Source organism: Neobacillus cucumis (assembly GCF_016908975.1).
Taxonomy (GTDB): Bacteria; Bacillota; Bacilli; order Bacillales; family Cytobacillaceae; genus Neobacillus; species Neobacillus cucumis.
The window spans coordinates 1-17257 of record NZ_JAFBEX010000046.1 but is presented as its reverse complement, the minus strand read 5'-3'; the positions used below and the strand labels follow the sequence as shown (position 1 = coordinate 17257).

The window sequence follows — 17257 nt, the reverse complement described above, 5'->3', positions numbered from 1 at the left end:
CGTCCTGAGCCAGGATCAAACTCTCCAAGAAGATTGATTAGCTCATTTGTTACGTTGGCTTCATTTCATAAGAAATGAATATTATTGTTTGTTGACGTTTTTGTTTGTTTAGTTTTCAAGGAACTATCAGCCGCCGATAAGCGACTTTATTATCATAACAAGTTACCAACTGAAAGTCAACAACTTTTTTTATTTTCTGCGACGTCTCGGTGACGACTTTTATAATATTACATCATGATTAATCTTTCGTCAACAAAATATTTATATTTTTTATACAAACTATGAAATATCTTGATGACAAAGAAAAAAACCGCTGTTTTCGAGCGGTTTTTTTTACTATATGACCCAATGTTGAATGGCAACTAACGCGACTAACCCCGGTATACCAAGAAAACCTGAAACCGCGGATGTAGCAAAATTAATCGGGATATGAATTCCATATTTGTTACCTGCCACATTTAGAAAAAATAAAAACAGAGCTCCTATTAAAAATTTAATGGCCGCCTGACCAACAAAACGTGCTGGCTTAAATGGAGCACCAGAAAATAGTAGTAAAAGGATAAGCCCTCCTAAAATTGAAATGACTACAATAGGTTCCAAAGCAAACGACTCCCCCTTCTATGGTCTTTTACTAACAAGATATGTACAAGATGTTACATATAGACCATCCAAAGAGAAATCTGGTTTACTTAAGAATTGTTACATTTCTTTCCTTAGCTTCCCTTAACAGAAAAATATATTTGGCTTCTGCAATTTTAGTTTGGCAAATCACTTCTTCTGAGGGATCAAAACTTTTTTCCAACAGCTGTTTTTCCTGCTGCCAATTTATTTTATATCGATTTAATTGTGTTAAGAGCTTTTCATCATACTCTTTTCTGAGCCGCCCTTTGCGCCGAAAAAACATGTGTTTTTCCTCCGGTTATAATATCTTACGTACTACTCCTAAACCCCCTATGGCGGTTTACAATTCTCTTCTTCCCTCTAACGCTTTCGATAAGGTGACCTCATCTGCGTATTCCAGGTCCCCGCCAACAGGAAGTCCATGGGCAATTCTAGTTGTCTTAATTCCCGACGGCTTTAATAATCGGGAAATATACATGGCTGTCGCTTCCCCTTCAATATTAGGGTTTGTTGCAAGAATGACTTCTTGAACGGTTTCATCCTGGAGACGTTTCAGTAAGTCAGGAATATTGATATCCTCTGGTCCAATCCCATCCATTGGAGAAATAGCACCATGTAGCACATGGTACAACCCATTGAATTCCTTCATCTTTTCCATTGCAATAACATCCTTTGGATCTTGAACAACACAAATGATGCTTTTATCCCTGCGCTGGTCCTCACAAATATAACAAGGGTCTTGATCGGTAATATGACCACAGACTGAACAATACGTAAGATTCCGTTTGGCATTTACAAGTGCTTTAGCAAAATCAAGCACGGTGTCTTCCTTCATACTTAATACGTGGAAAGCTAGTCTAGCAGCAGTTTTAGGGCCAATTCCTGGCAGCTTCATAAAGCTGTCAATCAGTTTCGATATTGGTTCTGGATAGTGCATTTAATTTCTCCTCTAGAAAAGCAGGGGTGCCTGAACTTGGAGGCTCTCATTGGCCCCAATTTCCATGCACCCCAGCATATCTTTAATTAAAATGGTAAATTCATTCCTTTTGTAAATTGCCCCATTGTATTGTTGGTTAATTCATCTGCCTTTTTGAGGGCATCATTAACAGCTGCAAGAACTAAATCTTGGAGCATTTCCACATCATCCGGATCTACAGCCTCAGGTTTAATTTGCACATCAACCACTTCTTTATGTCCTGTCACAATAACCGTTACCATTCCGCCGCCGGCAGTACCTTCAATTTTTTGCTGGCCTAACTCTTCTTGAGCCTCCGCCATTTTCTTCTGCATCTTTTGCATTTGTTTCATCATATTTTGCATGTTACCCATTCCGCCACCACGCATCATAATCCTAACCTCCGTTTATTTATTCATTAGTCAATAATTTCAACAAACTCAGCACCAAATAATTTCTTCGCCTCTGCAATATGAGGTTCCTCTTCCTTGTTATGCTCACTAATAAGCGTATCTCCCTCTTCACCATGCTGGCTGTTCAAGAAACTCTCTCGAATTGGCAGCCATTGATCTTCTGGGACACCTAATAATTGGAACCTTTTACCCGTTAAGGTCAGTAGTGCAGCTGTAACAGATTCGAGAAAATCGGTGCGATTCATTGCCATTTGGCAAATCATTTCATGTTTGAATTTTATAATAAAAGCGCTAGAGGAAGCAGCAATCGGCTCGGCATCTTTTAATAATGCGGCTTGAGACTTTAAAAGAGTCGAAAGCATTTCTCCCCAGTTCGCTTTAATTAAATTTATATCGTTTTTTGTTGCTTGCTTTAGTACTTCATTTATTTTTCCAACTTGCGGCTGGAAAGCCTTTTTCGAGGACCTTTGAGCAGGTTTCTGCTGCTCGGGGGTTCCTTCTTGAAAGCTTGAGGCAACACCATTTGCCTTTAAGTGACGCAATTCTGTCTCAAGTTGCTCAATTCTTGTTAATAGTTGGCCAATAGGCGCAGAATCAGCTTGAAGAACTGGTTTCACTTCCATTTGACAAAGTTTCACAACCGCAACTTCCAAGAAGATCCGCGGATGATTAGTCCAGCGCATTTCCTGCTGTGTTTTATTCAGCAAATCAATCAGCTGGTAGATCTGTTCAACAGGAATAGTTTCCGCCAATTGTCGAAAGTCCTCATCCAACATCACTCTTTCAAGCGATTCTTCCAAATTAGGTGCCGTTTTATAGAGGAGCATATCCCGGTAAAATAAAATGAAGTCCTCAATAAATCTAGCGGGGTCTTTCCCATGGAATAACAGTTCATCCAATGCCTCTAAACCGCTGGAAACATCACCTTCCGAAAAGGCATGAGCTAGTTTATTTAGAAACCCTTGGGACACGGATCCCGTAACAGTTAGGGCATCTTCAAGTGTCACACGATCCTGGCTATAGGAAATTGCTTGATCCAATAGACTTAAGGCATCACGCATACCACCCTCAGCAGCACGGGCTATCATTTGCAATGCCACATCATCACAGTCCACACCTGTCTCTTCCACAATGAGTTTCATTCTGTTCACGATTGATCCGGCTGTTATGCGCCTAAAGTCAAAACGTTGGCATCGTGAGATAATCGTTAGTGGAATTTTATGAGGCTCGGTAGTAGCTAAAATGAAAATAACATGCTTCGGCGGCTCCTCGAGCGTCTTCAACAAGGCATTAAAAGCACTAATCGACAGCATATGCACTTCATCGATAATATAGACCTTATAGTTTACGGCGGTTGGTGCAAATTTGACCTTGTCAAGGACATCTCTCATCTCCTCAACACGGGAGTTAGAGGCAGCATCAAATTCCAATACATCTGAAATCGTGCCATTTGTTATTCCTCGGCATGCCGCACACTCATTACATGGTTCTGATACAGGTGCATGCTCACAATTAATGGCCTTTGCTAATATTTTAGCAGCACTTGTTTTTCCTGTTCCTCTTGGACCGGAAAAAAGATATGCATGTGAAATTTTTTGCTGAAGCAGGGCGTTTTGCAATGTCTTGGTTACATGTTCTTGTCCTACTACATCAATAAAACTCTGCGGACGCCAAACACGATATAATGCTTGATATGCCAATGGACACCGCCCCCTTCAAAATTTTTAAAAGATTAAAATAGTATAAAATCCACTTTGAGAAATGTCTAGCTCCAGCACCCTAGCGGCGAGACGCCTTCGCACTCCGCCCTACGATAAGTCAACACGAAAAAGCTAACGCTCTTCGTGTTTCCTTTATCTCAGTTGGAGCACTCCACAAGGAACTCTTCGGCAGCATATGCATCGCACGAAGGAAAAGCGATAGCTTTTCCGAGGAGGCCATACGCCGCTAACCAGGGCGCTTCCGCTTTTCTTATCCATTATAGCTTATTTAAATTCCATATTTCAAAGTGTATGTAAAAAAACTCACCCCAAATTCTGAGATGAGTTTGTTCATTATGTAACTGCCGTGCACCTTCCGTCGACTTACGCCCATAAGCGTTACTTAAGCAGTTAGCTCGACCCAGGCTGCCCTGCGGCACATGGGAGCGTCCACTTAATGCTGCTTCCTTCCGGACCTGACATGGTTCATGGATTCCCATTGCGCAGGACCCGGGTGTCAACACCACTTACTTAAGGCAGACCCTACAGGTCGTAAAGCCTCGGGAAGGGATTCAGTCCCGCTAGAGCGGATTGCGGGTACAGGGCACCGCTGCCTCCCCACCTAGCACGGCAAAATTGATACCTAAATTGTCATGCGTCGTATCTGACGCCTTTTTACTATACAACCATTCGTAAAAAAAAGCAATGATAATCCAACTGTAAATTACTGTAAATTATTCGAATCCTGATGTTTCTTTATTTGTTTAGCACGTTTTTTCCGATCTCGAATACTTCGAAAAAAATCAGAAAGCATCTGCCCGCATTCAGCTTCTAATACACCTGTTATAACTTCACATTGATGATTGAAGCGTTCGTCCTGCAAAAGATTCATAAGCGTTCCGGCGCAGCCTCCTTTTGGGTCCTTCGCACCGTATACCACTCTTTTCACTCTAGATAATATGATTGCCCCTGCACACATGGGACATGGTTCCAAAGTGACATACAGGGTCGAATCCTCTAGCCTCCAAGAACCTGTCTGGCGGCATGCCTGGTCAATGGCAAGCAGTTCGGCATGGGCTATGGCTGTTTGGTCTATTTCCCTTAAATTATGAGCACGGGCCACGATTTCCCCATTCATCACCAGAACAGCACCAATTGGCACCTCATTGATTTCTTCCGCTTTTTTCGCTTCCTTTATTGCCTCCCTCATAAAATATTCATCTCGAGTTTCAATACCTTCCATTAACTCATCACCCGACTAATTAGTATTTCTTTGTTCCTGACATCACTAGGCAGGATAAAATGACGCCTGCTATTCCAAAATAACCTTTAAAGGGGGGAGACCTGTTGTATCATGATCATTGCCATCCTGCACTATTAATTATTGATATGATCAATAACTTTGATTTTTCTCATGGACCCATTCTTGCCCAAAAAGCGTTGAAAATAGCTGAACCAATAAAAAGGTTAAAAGAACATTTTAATAAGGCGCAACTGCCTGTTATCTTTATTAATGATCATTATAATTTATGGCAAGCAGATTACCCTAAAATTATCGAATATTGCCGAAATCCATTTAGCGAGCCTATCTATGAAAAATTGCTTCCGGAGGAAACCGATTATTTTTTAATAAAGCCCAAGCACTCTGCCTTTTACGGGACCGCTTTAAATACATTGCTTCATCAGCTAAAAGTGGATACCCTTATCATTACGGGTATTGCCGGAAATATCTGTGTGTTATTTACGGCAAACGATGCTTACATGCGAGAATATAAACTCTGCATCCCTTGCGACTGCGTGGCATCTGCTGATGACCGCGATAATCACTATGCACTTACTATGATGGAAAATGTCTTAAAGGCAAAGATTGAACCTAGTCAGCACGAAATTTACCCATAGTATATCATGTAATCCTACCCACTCTCATAGAATAGCTGTAGCGTATGTTTGGGGAGGGGATTAGGATGCAAATCCATGTTATAAAAAGCAATGAATCATTAACAACGATTGCAAGGACTTATCATACAACCGTTAACGACATTGTGGAGGCGAATGACCTTCCAAATCCGAATAATCTGGTCATTGGACAATCCATTGTTATTCCTATTATCGGTCAGTTTTATTTTGTTCAATCTGGAGATTCTCTATATTCGATAGCCCGTAAGTTTGGCGTTACTGCTCAATCATTGGCAAGCGTTAACCGTCTTAACGTCAACCAACCATTAAATGTTGGTTTCCGCCTCTATATTCCCCAGGGCACAAAAAGAAATGCTGAATTCAACGCCTATGTTGAACCGCGTGGAAACACGGTAGCCCCTATTTTAGAGTCAAGCGCCCGTGAAGCCGCACCATATCTAACCTATTTAGCCCCTTTCAGCTTTCAGGCGCGCCGTGATGGAACCTTAAAGGAGCCTTTACTCAATCAATTCCCTGCCATCGCGAGAGCCAATCGTAATACTTTAATGATGGTTATTAACAATCAGGAAAATGACCAATTTAGTGATGAACTGGGCCGAATTCTCTTAAACGATATAACGATCCAGGACCGTTTTCTCAATAATATTATTGCTACAGCTAAAAAGTATGGATTCCGTGACATTCATTTTGATTTTGAATTTATACGGCCAGTTGACAGAGAAGCCTATAACAACTTTTTACGGAAAGCAAAGCAACGTTTTAGCAGGGAAGGTTGGCTTATGTCAACGGCTCTGGCCCCAAAAACTAGTGCAACGCAAAAGGGAAAATGGTACGAGGGACATGATTATAAAGCCCACGGGGAAATATCTGACTTTGTGGTCATTATGACCTATGAATGGGGCTACAGCGGTGGACCTGCTATGGCGGTCTCACCTATTGATCAGGTACGGAAAGTTCTCGAATATGCCGTTACTGAAATGCCATCCAATAAAATTCTTATGGGGCAAAACCTGTATGGATATGATTGGACTCTTCCATTTGTCCAAGGAACAGTAGCAAGAGCAGTCAGTCCACAGCAGGCTATTCAGTTGGCTGCAACCCACAATGTCCCGATTGAATACGACACAAAAGCGCAAGCTCCCCATTTCCGGTATACTGCTGATGGTAAGGAGCATGAAGTCTGGTTTGAAGATGCCCGTTCAATCCAGGCAAAGTTTGACTTAATCAAGGAACTAAATATTCGAGGAATGAGCTATTGGAAGCTTGGGTTAGCCTTCCCGCAAAATTGGCTGTTAATCGTCAATAATTTCAACGTAACAAAACGGGGTTCTTAGCGGAGTCCCCTATGCTTAGCCAAATATAAAAATTACCATTCGATAAAAACTGCCGTCATTCGGCAGTTTTTTCATATATAAGACATAAACCTGACAGTTTGCAAATATTCCATATCCCTTCCTGTGACAGATTATGATAGAATATTCTTTGCGTCAAAAAATAGGATTAGCATTACAACCATAATGTAACTTAATAATTGAACAGTTTTTTATAAGATTATATAGATGTTCAGGCAGTTGGAGAAGGAGGACTTGCAATGGGGGTTACACCCTTTATTACCGTTGAAGGGCCGATTGGTGTAGGAAAAACATCTCTCGCAAAAGCCATTTCGGAACAATTCCATTTTGCCCTATTAAAAGAGATTGTTGATGAAAATCCATTCTTAGGGAAATTCTACGAAAATATAGAGGAGTGGAGTTTTCAAACCGAGATGTTTTTTCTATGCAATCGCTATAAGCAATTAGGGGATATCAATACGCATTTCTTAAGTCAAAACAAGTCTGTTGTCGCAGACTATCATATATTAAAGAATCTGATTTTTGCTGAACGGACATTAAGTAACGAAGAGTATCAGAAGTACTTAAAGATCTATCTAATTCTAACAGAAGATATGCCGAAGCCCAATGTCATTATTTATTTAAATGCAAGCCTCGATACACTTCTGAATCGAATTAAAAAAAGAGGGCGAGAAGTAGAAAGAAATATTAGCCCCTTATATTTAGAACAGCTCTCTATTGATTATGAAAATACCATTGCTGCCTTTGAAAAGAAACATCCGGAAGTTCCCGTTCTGCGCTTTAGCGGTGATGAACTGGATTTTATAAAGAATGAGCAGGATTTACATTATATTTTTCAAGAGTTATCTTCTTCTTTAAAGAAAAGCAGCATGACAGACAACCTATTATTGAACGGGGGATGTTCGTGAGTATCGTTATTGGTGGTATGATTGGTTTAGGAAAAACAAGTGTGGCCGATACATTGAATGCACACTTTAAAAATAAAGGGATTGAGAGTAAGGTTTTCTATGAAGCAGTGGATGATAATCCGATTCTTCCGCTTTATTATGAACTAACACCAGAAGAATTGGATGCAAGAAGAATTCCGTTCCTCTTACAATTATTCTTCTTAAATAAACGCTTTAAGACGGTTAAAGAATGTATGAATTGGTGTGAACCCGTATATACCATTCAAGATCGTTCTATTTATGAAGATTGGTATTTTGCTTATGTAAATAAAAACTTAGGCAGAATTTCTGATTTAGAATTCAAGATTTATGAAGACCTTGTTGATAATATGATGGAAGAGTTAAATGAACTTCCTAAGAAAGCACCAGATTTAATGGTTTACTTAAAGGGATCCTTTGATACGGTCATTGACCGGATAATGGCACGAGGCAGAAGCTTTGAAATCAATCCTGAGCTTAAAGAATACTATTTTGAAGTTTGGAAGGGCTATGATGAGTGGGTTATGAATCAATATGCCGCAAGCGAAGTGCTTGTAATTGATATGGACAACACTGATGTGGTAAAAAACAACGCAGACGCCATCATGGTTTGTAATGCGGTAGAAGAGAAATTAAATAAAATCCTCAAAATAGAAAAAGCACAGATTGGTTAATCCAATTTGTGCTTTTTTTATGAAAAGCGGAAGCGCCTTGAACAGGGGCGACAAGCATAAGACGAGCCAGCGAGAAGGCTGCATTTTAGCCTTCTTGATGAATTGGCTTATGACCCAGAGCCCCTAGGCGCTGCAGCTAGACAATTTTGCAAAAAAAATTCGCTACAATTAGATTGTAACGAATTTTTATCTCCAGTTTTTATGCGCGTGATTGTCTTTAAATAATGGCGGAGGAAGAGGGATTCGAACCCCCGCGCGGTTTAACCCGCCTGTCGGTTTTCAAGACCGATCCCTTCAGCCGGACTTGGGTATTCCTCCGTATCGACAAATGATAATTTACCATAACTAAAGTAATTCTGTCAAATACTCTATAAAGATTTTTCCGGACAATTTTAGAATGTCCGGAAAAACCTGTTTACATACCAATCAATCTGAATTATTGGGGTTTAATAACTTCACGGTTGCCCATGTATGGCCTTAGTGCCGTAGGTATGATGACACTGCCGTCAGCTTGTTGATAATTCTCCAGGATTGCGGCGACCGTACGGCCAATCGCAAGGCCAGATCCGTTTAACGTATGGACATGCTCTGGCTTCGCCTTTGGATCACGGCGGAAGCGGATATTGGCTCTTCTTGCCTGGAAGGCTTCAAAGTTACTGCAAGAAGAAATTTCGCGGTATGTGCCATAGCTTGGAATCCAAACCTCAATATCGTATTTTTTCGCTGCTGTGAAGCCAAGATCACCCGTGCACATGCTTAACACACGGTAAGGTAGCTCTAGCAGTTGTAACACACGTTCTGCATCGTTTGTTAGCTTTTCAAGTTCTTCATAAGAATCTTCTGGCTTTACAAACTTTACAAGCTCGACCTTATTAAATTGGTGCTGTCGAATTAATCCTCTTGTATCACGTCCGGCAGAGCCTGCCTCAGAGCGGAAACAAGCACTGTAGGCAGCAAAACGAATCGGAAGTTGATCACCGCTTAATATCTCGTCACGGTGATAGTTCGTAACAGGGACTTCAGCTGTTGGAATGAGGAAATAATCTTCACTCTCGATTAAGAAGGCGTCCTCTTCAAACTTTGGTAATTGTCCTGTACCCGTCATGCTTGTACGATTGACTAAGTATGGAGGAAGGATTTCAGTGTAACCATGCTCGTCAACATGAAGGTCCAGCATGAAGCTGATTAAAGCACGTTCTAAACGAGCTCCAAGCCCCTTATAAAAGACAAAGCGGCTTCCAGTGACCTTACCTGCACGTTCAAAATCAAGGATGCCTAGTTCATCTGCAACATCCCAGTGCGGCTTTGCTTCAAAATCAAATTCTCGTACTTGCCCCCATTTTCTGATTTCCACATTGTCATCTTCGGTTTCACCGATTGGCACACTTTCATGTGGGATGTTAGGAATGCTTAATAGCAGTTGTTCTAATGTCTCTTCAACGCCGCGTAGTTCATCATCTAATTGTTTAATTTGATCGCCGACTTCGCGCATCTCTGTAATTAAGTGATCGGCATCTTTCTTTTCACGCTTTAATGCGGCGACTTGTTGAGAAACTTCATTTTTTCGGCTCTTTAATTTTTCAGATTCAACAATTAACTCCCGTCTTTTTACATCTAAGTCCTCGAAACGACCTAGATCGGTTAAGTCTTCACCACGATGCTGAAGCTTTTCTTTGACTTCAGCAAAATTAGCTCTTAATACTTTGATATCTAGCATGATAATGGCACTCCTTTTTTATATTGGGATTACTTATTGAAATGTGGTAATCTTGTGGACACTCTCGAGCGATTCTTCCTCCATTTTGTCCTCAAGAAGCTCTCTTGCAGACACTCTCGAGCGATTCTTCCTCCATTTTGTCCTCAAGAAGCTCTCTTGCAGACACTTTCGAGCGATTCTTCCTCCATTTTGTCCTCAAGAAGCTCTCTTGCGGACGCTTTCGAGCGATTCTTCCTCCATTTTGACTTCAAGAGGCTCTCTTGCGGACACTTTCGGGCGATTCTTCCTCCATTTTGTCTTCAAGAGGCTCTTTTGTGGACACTTCCGAGTGTTATTCCTCCATTTTGTCCTCAAGAGGCTCTTTTGTGGACACTTCCGAGCGATTCTTCCTCCATTTTGTCTTCAAGAAGCTCTCTTGCGGACACTTTCGAGCGATTCTTCCCCCATTTTGTCCTCATGTCGTACTCCTGCAGGCATATTTGGGTGAAATACTCCTTCAAAATAAAAAAACTCCCGCCCCAAATACAGGGACGAGAGTTAGTCGCGATACCACCCTGGTTGACAGAAAAGACTGTCCACCTCAAAATCATAACGGTTTTTACCGAAGGTACTTACTTACCTACAATTGATGTGTTCCGTACCCTACTCGAGGAGGGATTCACAAGTCACACACACCGGTTCACACCAACCACCGGCTCTCTTTTAGAGTGAGGTTCTTGTTACTAGTTCCTCTCATTGCTTTTTCAATATTGATTTGTTTTATAATTTACTATAATTATCAACCAAATGCAACCAAATTAAACAAATTGTTTTGCTTTTGCTTCCTTTACCATGTCAACGAAGTAAGCCGTAATGGCATGATTTTCTGTCAATTCTGGATGGAACGAGCAACCAAGAAATTGACCTTCCCGTGCGGCGACGATGCGGTCATTATGCTTGGACAAAATTTCAACATTTTCTCCCGCTTCAACGATGTGCGGCGCACGGATGAACACGGCTGGAAAGCGGTCTGCTACATCTTTAATCGCGAGGTCAGCCTCAAAGCTATCGACCTGTCGGCCAAATGAATTCCGCTCAACCTTAATATCCATTACACCGATGTGTGACTCATCATACCCCACTAGGTCCTTTGCTAAAAGGATTAAGCCGGCACAAGTACCAAACATCGGTTTCCCCGCGCGGGCAAATTCTTTTAGGGCATCCATAAAGTCATATTTATCAATTAAGCGTCGTATTGCTGTGCTTTCACCGCCAGGAAGAATAAGACCGTCTAAATCGTTTAAATCCTCTTTGCGTTTGACCGCAACGGCCTCTGCACCACATGCTTCTAATGATTTAATATGTTCACGGACAGCTCCTTGCAAAGCAAGTACGCCTATTTTAATCATGTTTATACCCCTTCTAACTTAATTTAAGTGGTAAACCTCGATTAATGTCTAGCTCCAGCGCCTAGAGGCTCGAGGTCATAAACCAATCGCTAAAAAGCAGCCTTCTCGCCAGCTCGTCTTATGCTTGTCGCCTCTGAGCAAGGCGCTTCCGCTTTTCTTATTACCATCCACGCTCCTGCATACGAGCTTCAGGTGCTAGTGATGAAATTTCAATCCCTTTCATAGGCGTTCCAAGATCCTTAGAAAGTTCAGCAATTAATTTATAATCTTGATAATGTGTAGTGGCTTCTACAATCGCTCTTGCAAATTTAGCTGGATTTTCTGATTTAAAAATACCAGAACCAACGAATACGCCGTCTGCACCTAATTGCATCATCAATGCCGCATCTGCTGGGGTTGCCACACCGCCAGCAGCGAAATTAACAACTGGAAGGCGGCCAAGGCGTTTAATTTCAAGCAATAATTCATATGGTGCACCTAATAGTTTTGCTTCAGTCATTAACTCATCTTCGTTCATACCTACCACTTTCCGAACCTGTGCGTTCACCTTACGGATATGGCGAACTGCTTCTACGATGTTACCTGTTCCAGGCTCACCTTTTGTACGAAGCATAGAAGCCCCTTCGCCAATACGGCGGGCAGCTTCACCAAGGTCGCGGCAGCCGCACACAAATGGTACTGTATAGTCTTTTTTGTTTAAGTGGAATTCCTCATCTGCAGGTGTTAAAACTTCACTCTCATCGATATAATCCACACCCATAGCTTCTAGAACTCGCGCTTCCACGATATGGCCAATTCTGGCTTTTGCCATAACTGGGATTGAGACTGCATTTAGAACCTCTTCCACAATTCTTGGGTCAGCCATTCTAGCCACACCGCCAGCTGCGCGGATATCAGAAGGAACACGTTCTAATGCCATTACCGCAACGGCACCAGCTTCCTCAGCAATTTTTGCCTGTTCAGCATTGATAACGTCCATAATAACGCCGCCCTTTTGCATTTCAGCCATGCCGCGTTTGACAAGATCTGTACCAGTTTTCATCAAAAAACCCCTTTATTTTTAATTTTGGGAAAAATTAATACATACTTTTAGGAAAAATCCCTTAATTATTTTACCCATAAAAACATTAGGCAACAAAAAAGGATTCCTGTCATAACAAGAATCCTTTTAACACTTATTACCTTTTTAATTTTTTAGCTCTAGCGTCTAAGGGCATGAGCCCCTGTGCAAGACGCTTCTGCCACTATTAGAACCAACCCTTAACGGTTGTTCCAATTCCACTAAATACATCGCCGAAGAAGTTACCGATGCCGCGCATCATTAAAACAAACCAATTGGCCTTTTCAACATCTGTTGCGGCCACAACATCCACTTGTGCTTTCTTCTGTCCTTCAGCTGTTAAGAAGCTCGTCTTTTCGCCATTCTTAGGCTTCAATGTCACATAACCAACTGTTTCACCCTTTTTAATCGGTGCAGTTAATTCTCCTTTAGCGTTCACCTTATTTTTATACAATACGAGAACTGGTTGATAATTTTTCTCTTCTCCATTAAGGACCACCATGTTAAGGGCAGATTTCGTATAAATTTTTACTTGATTTTCTTTCCCTTTAAGAACCGGTAATGTTTTTTGCCCCTTTACTTGGTAGTGCTTTGAAACAAGTTTTACATTTGAATAATTACTAAAGGCATAATCCATCATTTTTCTGGTTTCCTCAAAGCGGGCTTTATACCCTCCTTGTGACCCACTGGCATCCTTAGCATTTTGCACGACTGTAATAAATCGTTGTCCATTACGGCTCGCTGTTCCGGTAAAGCAGTATCCAGCGAAATCAGTTGTTCCTGTTTTTAGTCCGTCCATTCCTTCGTAACCATAATCTAGTGAAGGAAGCATCCAGTTCCAGTTAATCATATTAATTTGATCACTTGTTCCTTCACGGAAGACCATTTTGGGAGTGCTGGCTGTTTTTAATACATCAGGGAAATCATTAATTAAGTGAAAGGCCAACGTTGCCACTGATCGGGCAGACATGACATTCTCTTCTTCTGCACCTGATCCTTCCGGCTGCAAGCCCTTATAATCTCGATCATTTAAACCTGTAGAGTTAACAAACTTATAATCCTTTAAACCTAATTCTTTCGCTTTTGCATTCATCATTTTTACAAAGTTAGTCTCGGAACCCCCCATAATTTCAGCAAGCGCAATGGTTGCCGCATTGGCAGAGTAAATGGCCATAGCTTGATATAATTCCCGAACCTTGTATGTACCATCTGCCCTTAACGGAACATTGGAAAGGTCACGTCGCTGAGAAATTTTATAGACAAGATCACTCACCCTGTATTGTTGATTCCATTTGACTTTACCCTTTTTAATAGAATCTAGCAGGATATATTCAGTCATCATTTTAGACATACTAGCAATTCCTAGTGCACTATCAGCATTTTTTTCATATAAAACTTTACCTGTTTTTCCATCTACTAAAATGGCTCCATCTGCATTCACATTTAAAGCAGCTTCTGCATGGGCCTTATGTACATTTACACCAGCAAAAACACTTAAGAACATGATCATTGCCAACGCACTGGCAACAAATTTTTGATAAAAATGTTTGTTCACGTTTAAACGCCCTCCAAGGAATTAATACACTTTGACTATTTTAACATACCTGCCTATTAAATCATAGAATGAGCATAGCACCATTCTTTAGCATCTGATTAAATTTTCCTTAAAATTTAATAGGAAAATTCTCATAAAAGAAACTCGCCGATTGGCGAGCTCCCAAGGTGCGGTTCATGAGGCGTAGTTGCACTTATGCCTGCTAGGAATGTTTACTTTCCTATCGGCAAATAAAAACAGAGAGGTATGACCCCTCTGTTTGGAAAATCCTATAGTGAATAATTTGGTGCCTCTTTAGTAATTTGTACATCGTGTGGATGACTTTCTTTCAGACCAGCACCTGTCATCTTAATAAATTGTGCTTTTGTTCTTAAATCATGAAGATCCTTTGTACCGCAATAGCCCATACCTGACCGTATGCCGCCAATAAGCTGGTAAATCGTCTCAGCTAATGGACCTTTATATGGAATCCGTCCTTCAATTCCTTCTGGAACGAACTTTTTATTGTCCTCTTGGAAATAACGGTCTTTTGAACCTTTTTCCATCGCAGCGACTGAACCCATTCCGCGGTACACCTTAAAGCGGCGTCCTTGGAAAATTTCAGTCTCTCCTGGGCTCTCTGACACACCCGCTAATAAGCTTCCCAGCATAACAGCATGTCCGCCTGCTGCTAATGCCTTCACGATATCTCCAGAGTATTTAATGCCTCCATCAGCGATAATGGTTTTACCGTGCTTCATTGCTTCTGACGCACAATCATAGACGGCGGTAATTTGCGGAACGCCTACGCCTGCAACAACCCTTGTTGTACAAATGGAACCAGGTCCAATCCCTACTTTTACAACATCAGCACCTGCTTCAATTAAATCTTTTGTAGCTTCTGCTGTTGCGACATTCCCTGCAATAATCGTTAATTCAGGATACGCGCTTCTGATTTCCTTAACCATATCAAGTACGCCTTTAGAATGTCCATGTGCGGTGTCAATTACAATGGCATCAACATTTGCGGATACAAGAGCTTCAACCCGTTTCATCGTATCGGAGGTTACACCGACAGCGGCACCGGCTAATAAACGTCCTTGTTTGTCCTTTGCTGAGTTAGGGAACTCAATAACCTTTTCAATGTCTTTAATAGTGATTAATCCTTTTAATACGCCCTCTTCATTTACAAGCGGTAATTTCTCAATTTTATGCTTTTGAAGAATTTGTTCAGCTTCTTTTAAAGTAGTGCCTACTGGAGCTGTTACAAGATTCTCTTTTGTCATGACATCGGCAATTTTAAATGAGTAATCTTGATCCTGAATAAATCGAAGATCACGATTGGTAATGATACCAATCAGCTTTTGGTCCTCCATATTGTTAACAATTGGAACCCCGGAAATGCGATATTTTCCCATTAAGTGCTCAGCGTCAAAAACTTGATGTTCTGGTGTCAGGAAAAATGGATCTGTAATAACCCCACTTTCTGATCTTTTTACCTTTTCAACTTGTTCTGCCTGCTGTTCAATAGTCATATTCTTGTGGATGATTCCTAAGCCGCCTTGACGGGCAATTGAAATGGCCATTTCCGATTCTGTGACCGTGTCCATCCCCGCACTGATAATTGGAATATTAAGCTTTACACTTGGCGATAATTCAACCTGCAGGTTGACATCCTTCGGCAAAACCTCTGATTTCCCAGGAATTAATAAAACATCATCAAACGTTAGACCTTCTTTTGCAAATTTATTTTCCCACATTTTTAACAGCCCCCCAGAACAAAAAATATTATTTGTAGGTTATCAATTGGACAAAATACTGTCAAGGAATAAATATTTAATTGATTTTTCTGAAAAAGGTGAATGACTTGATTACTCAATATAAAAGTTGGAAAAGCTTCTCTTGTTTTTTTTCTGCTGAATACTGTCAAAAGTACTTAAAAATGTGCTACCAAAAACGGAATATCGATAATCCTGAACAAAAAAGTTATGAAAATGGGTATGCCTTTCTCTATTATCTCGAACATGGACAAATATATTATGATCAAGCAAAAAAGTCTCCATTAATTTTAAAACCGATCTTACTCTTTTATGGCCTTGTCCACTTAATAAAAGCTTGTATCTTAACGATAGATCCGTCCTATCCCGAAACGACAGCTGTGCTGGCCCATGGAGTTTCCACAAGAAAAAGAAAAAAACAAAATTATCTTTTCCTCCATGATGAAGTTAAGTTTCAAAAAAATGGTCTCTTTCCTTTTATGTCAGAGAAGATGTTTCACATGAAACAATTGGAAGGGGAAAAAGTGATTATGGAGGAACTTTTACAGCTTATACCAGAGCTAAATGATTTATTCTTTGTTTTGGAAGGTAAAAGAACTTTTGCTAAATTAACCCAACGGGATAATGACCTTATGATTCCAGAGTCTGTACTAGATAACTTCCATATGACGGAAAGCCGATTTAAGGAGTTTTTTGCTACGAAGAGTAAAAATAGTGTTGAATTTTCAAATGAGGGGCTTTCATTTCGAATAAATAACAGCTTTGTTTCTGAGATGTCACCACTATTTTACGATTTGGAAAATAACCATTATGCTATTCCCCTTACGAAAGGGAATTTCCTCCATTTTCCAGAGCTGCTTGTTCATTATCTACTGTTGTATAACTTAAGCATGATTGCCCGTTATGAAACAGAGTGGTGGAGTGAGTTAACTAAGATGATGCCTAATGGTGATTATCCTTTTATTCAATCCTTTATTGAAATAACAATGGATAAAGGTCCGTTTTTAATCTTTCAGTATCTTATGAAATAGAAAAGCGCAAGGCGCCTGGAGCTGGACAATTCTCGAAGTCAAAATTTTTACTTTCTTAATCTTACACAAAAAGGACAATCCTTCCGGATTGTCCTCAAAGTGCCTGGCAACGTCCTACTCTCACAGGGACAAGGTCCCAACTACCATCGGCGCTGAGAAGCTTAACTTCCGTGTTCGGTATGGGAACGGGT

The 17257-nt window shown here is 40.8% G+C and carries 16 protein-coding genes, 1 tRNA gene, 1 rRNA gene, 1 other RNA gene and 1 other annotated feature; of the genes, 5 read left to right on the top strand and 14 right to left on the bottom strand.

The genetic code is table 11. The annotated features are described in order from the left end of the window. Positions 1 to 336 precede the first annotated feature (336 nt). From JOC76_RS29025 to tadA, 7 genes are all read right to left on the bottom strand, one after another. On the bottom strand, positions 337 to 600 hold the full coding sequence (locus tag JOC76_RS29025; RefSeq protein ID WP_205182254.1) for a pro-sigmaK processing inhibitor BofA family protein: 264 nt from the start codon (positions 598 to 600) through the stop codon (positions 337 to 339). Positions 601 to 685: 85 nt separating this feature from the next. Continuing rightward, positions 686 to 904, bottom strand: coding sequence for a YaaL family protein (locus tag JOC76_RS29020; RefSeq protein ID WP_205182253.1), 219 nt, complete (start codon positions 902 to 904; stop codon positions 686 to 688). A 57-nt stretch (positions 905 to 961) separates the two neighbouring features. After that, positions 962 to 1558: a recombination mediator RecR gene (gene recR, locus JOC76_RS29015; protein WP_205182252.1), complete on the bottom strand. Its 597-nt coding sequence runs from the start codon at positions 1556 to 1558 to the stop codon at positions 962 to 964. Positions 1559 to 1644: 86 nt separating this feature from the next. After that, positions 1645 to 1965 carry a YbaB/EbfC family nucleoid-associated protein gene (locus JOC76_RS29010; RefSeq protein ID WP_205182256.1) on the bottom strand — a complete coding sequence of 107 codons (321 nt, stop codon included), beginning with the start codon at positions 1963 to 1965 and terminating at the stop codon, positions 1645 to 1647. 29 nt (positions 1966 to 1994) lie between these two features. Next, on the bottom strand, positions 1995 to 3689 hold the full coding sequence (gene dnaX / locus JOC76_RS29005; RefSeq protein ID WP_205182251.1) for a DNA polymerase III subunit gamma/tau: 1695 nt from the start codon (positions 3687 to 3689) through the stop codon (positions 1995 to 1997). 365 nt (positions 3690 to 4054) lie between these two features. Further along, an RNA gene (gene ffs / locus JOC76_RS29000) (signal recognition particle sRNA large type) lies at positions 4055 to 4320 on the bottom strand. A 93-nt stretch (positions 4321 to 4413) separates the two neighbouring features. Then, the gene (gene tadA / locus JOC76_RS28995) at positions 4414 to 4932 is read right to left on the bottom strand and encodes a tRNA adenosine(34) deaminase TadA (RefSeq protein WP_205182250.1); all 519 of its coding nucleotides are present in this window, start codon (positions 4930 to 4932) and stop codon (positions 4414 to 4416) included. A gap of 101 nt (positions 4933 to 5033) precedes the next feature. Here tadA and JOC76_RS28990 point away from each other — a divergent pair, with 101 nt between their 5' ends. The 4 genes from JOC76_RS28990 to JOC76_RS28975 all read left to right on the top strand — a co-directional run bounded on the left by JOC76_RS28990 (position 5034) and on the right by JOC76_RS28975 (position 8558). Next, on the top strand, positions 5034 to 5588 hold the full coding sequence (locus JOC76_RS28990; RefSeq protein WP_372442024.1) for a cysteine hydrolase family protein: 555 nt from the start codon (positions 5034 to 5036) through the stop codon (positions 5586 to 5588). Between the two features lie 65 nt (positions 5589 to 5653). Further along, positions 5654 to 6940 carry a LysM peptidoglycan-binding domain-containing protein gene (locus JOC76_RS28985; RefSeq protein WP_205182248.1) on the top strand — a complete coding sequence of 429 codons (1287 nt, stop codon included), beginning with the start codon at positions 5654 to 5656 and terminating at the stop codon, positions 6938 to 6940. A gap of 257 nt (positions 6941 to 7197) precedes the next feature. Continuing rightward, positions 7198 to 7866, top strand: a complete 669-nt coding sequence (locus JOC76_RS28980) for a deoxynucleoside kinase (protein ID WP_205182247.1) — start codon at positions 7198 to 7200, stop codon at positions 7864 to 7866. Next, on the top strand, positions 7857 to 8558 hold the full coding sequence (locus tag JOC76_RS28975; RefSeq protein ID WP_205182246.1) for a deoxynucleoside kinase: 702 nt from the start codon (positions 7857 to 7859) through the stop codon (positions 8556 to 8558). Before JOC76_RS28980 ends, JOC76_RS28975 begins: the two co-directional genes overlap by 10 nt. 225 nt (positions 8559 to 8783) lie before the next feature. On the opposite strand, the gene JOC76_RS28970 is transcribed toward JOC76_RS28975, so the two are convergent. The 6 genes from JOC76_RS28970 to guaB form a co-directional block, all read right to left on the bottom strand. Further along, positions 8784 to 8876, bottom strand: a tRNA-Ser gene (locus JOC76_RS28970). Between the two features lie 118 nt (positions 8877 to 8994). Continuing rightward, complete coding sequence (serS, locus tag JOC76_RS28965) at positions 8995 to 10275, bottom strand: serine--tRNA ligase (protein ID WP_205182245.1); 1281 nt, start codon at positions 10273 to 10275, stop codon at positions 8995 to 8997. Between the two features lie 523 nt (positions 10276 to 10798). Continuing rightward, positions 10799 to 11020: a binding site (T-box leader), on the bottom strand. Between the two features lie 52 nt (positions 11021 to 11072). After that, a complete protein-coding gene (pdxT, locus tag JOC76_RS28960; protein WP_205182244.1) occupies positions 11073 to 11663 on the bottom strand; it encodes a pyridoxal 5'-phosphate synthase glutaminase subunit PdxT in 591 nt (196 codons plus the stop codon). 160 nt (positions 11664 to 11823) lie between these two features. After that, the gene (gene pdxS / locus JOC76_RS28955) at positions 11824 to 12708 is read right to left on the bottom strand and encodes a pyridoxal 5'-phosphate synthase lyase subunit PdxS (protein WP_205182243.1); all 885 of its coding nucleotides are present in this window, start codon (positions 12706 to 12708) and stop codon (positions 11824 to 11826) included. A 202-nt stretch (positions 12709 to 12910) separates the two neighbouring features. After that, entirely contained in the window at positions 12911 to 14233 is a 1323-nt protein-coding gene (locus JOC76_RS28950) for a serine hydrolase (RefSeq protein ID WP_205182255.1), read from the bottom strand. A 314-nt stretch (positions 14234 to 14547) separates the two neighbouring features. Next, positions 14548 to 16017 (bottom strand): IMP dehydrogenase, encoded by a 1470-nt coding sequence (gene guaB, locus JOC76_RS28945; protein WP_205182242.1) that lies wholly within the window; start codon positions 16015 to 16017, stop codon positions 14548 to 14550. Positions 16018 to 16199: 182 nt separating this feature from the next. Between guaB and JOC76_RS28940 the strand changes: the two genes are divergently transcribed. Further along, positions 16200 to 17066 (top strand): YaaC family protein, encoded by an 867-nt coding sequence (locus JOC76_RS28940; protein ID WP_239558115.1) that lies wholly within the window; start codon positions 16200 to 16202, stop codon positions 17064 to 17066. Between the two features lie 101 nt (positions 17067 to 17167). On the opposite strand, the gene rrf is transcribed toward JOC76_RS28940, so the two are convergent. After that, positions 17168 to 17257: ribosomal RNA gene (gene rrf, locus JOC76_RS28935) — 5S ribosomal RNA — on the bottom strand; the annotation flags it as partial.

What these genes read in the sequence shown, in the direction of transcription:
- JOC76_RS29020 (WP_205182253.1), bottom strand. Translation starts at nt 904, where the DNA reads ATGTTTTTTCGGCGCAAAGGGCGGCTCAGAAAAGAGTATGATGAAAAG.
- recR (WP_205182252.1), bottom strand. Translation starts at nt 1,558, where the DNA reads ATGCACTATCCAGAACCAATATCGAAACTGATTGACAGCTTTATGAAG.
- JOC76_RS29010 (WP_205182256.1), bottom strand. Translation starts at nt 1,965, where the DNA reads ATGCGTGGTGGCGGAATGGGTAACATGCAAAATATGATGAAACAAATG.
- tadA (WP_205182250.1), bottom strand. Translation starts at nt 4,932, where the DNA reads ATGGAAGGTATTGAAACTCGAGATGAATATTTTATGAGGGAGGCAATA.
- JOC76_RS28985 (WP_205182248.1), top strand. Translation starts at nt 5,654, where the DNA reads ATGCAAATCCATGTTATAAAAAGCAATGAATCATTAACAACGATTGCA.
- JOC76_RS28980 (WP_205182247.1), top strand. Translation starts at nt 7,198, where the DNA reads ATGGGGGTTACACCCTTTATTACCGTTGAAGGGCCGATTGGTGTAGGA.
- JOC76_RS28975 (WP_205182246.1), top strand. Translation starts at nt 7,857, where the DNA reads ATGTTCGTGAGTATCGTTATTGGTGGTATGATTGGTTTAGGAAAAACA.
- serS (WP_205182245.1), bottom strand. Translation starts at nt 10,275, where the DNA reads ATGCTAGATATCAAAGTATTAAGAGCTAATTTTGCTGAAGTCAAAGAA.
- pdxT (WP_205182244.1), bottom strand. Translation starts at nt 11,663, where the DNA reads ATGATTAAAATAGGCGTACTTGCTTTGCAAGGAGCTGTCCGTGAACAT.
- JOC76_RS28950 (WP_205182255.1), bottom strand. Translation starts at nt 14,233, where the DNA reads ATGATCATGTTCTTAAGTGTTTTTGCTGGTGTAAATGTACATAAGGCC.
- guaB (WP_205182242.1), bottom strand. Translation starts at nt 16,017, where the DNA reads ATGTGGGAAAATAAATTTGCAAAAGAAGGTCTAACGTTTGATGATGTT.
- JOC76_RS28940 (WP_239558115.1), top strand. Translation starts at nt 16,200, where the DNA reads ATGTGCTACCAAAAACGGAATATCGATAATCCTGAACAAAAAAGTTAT.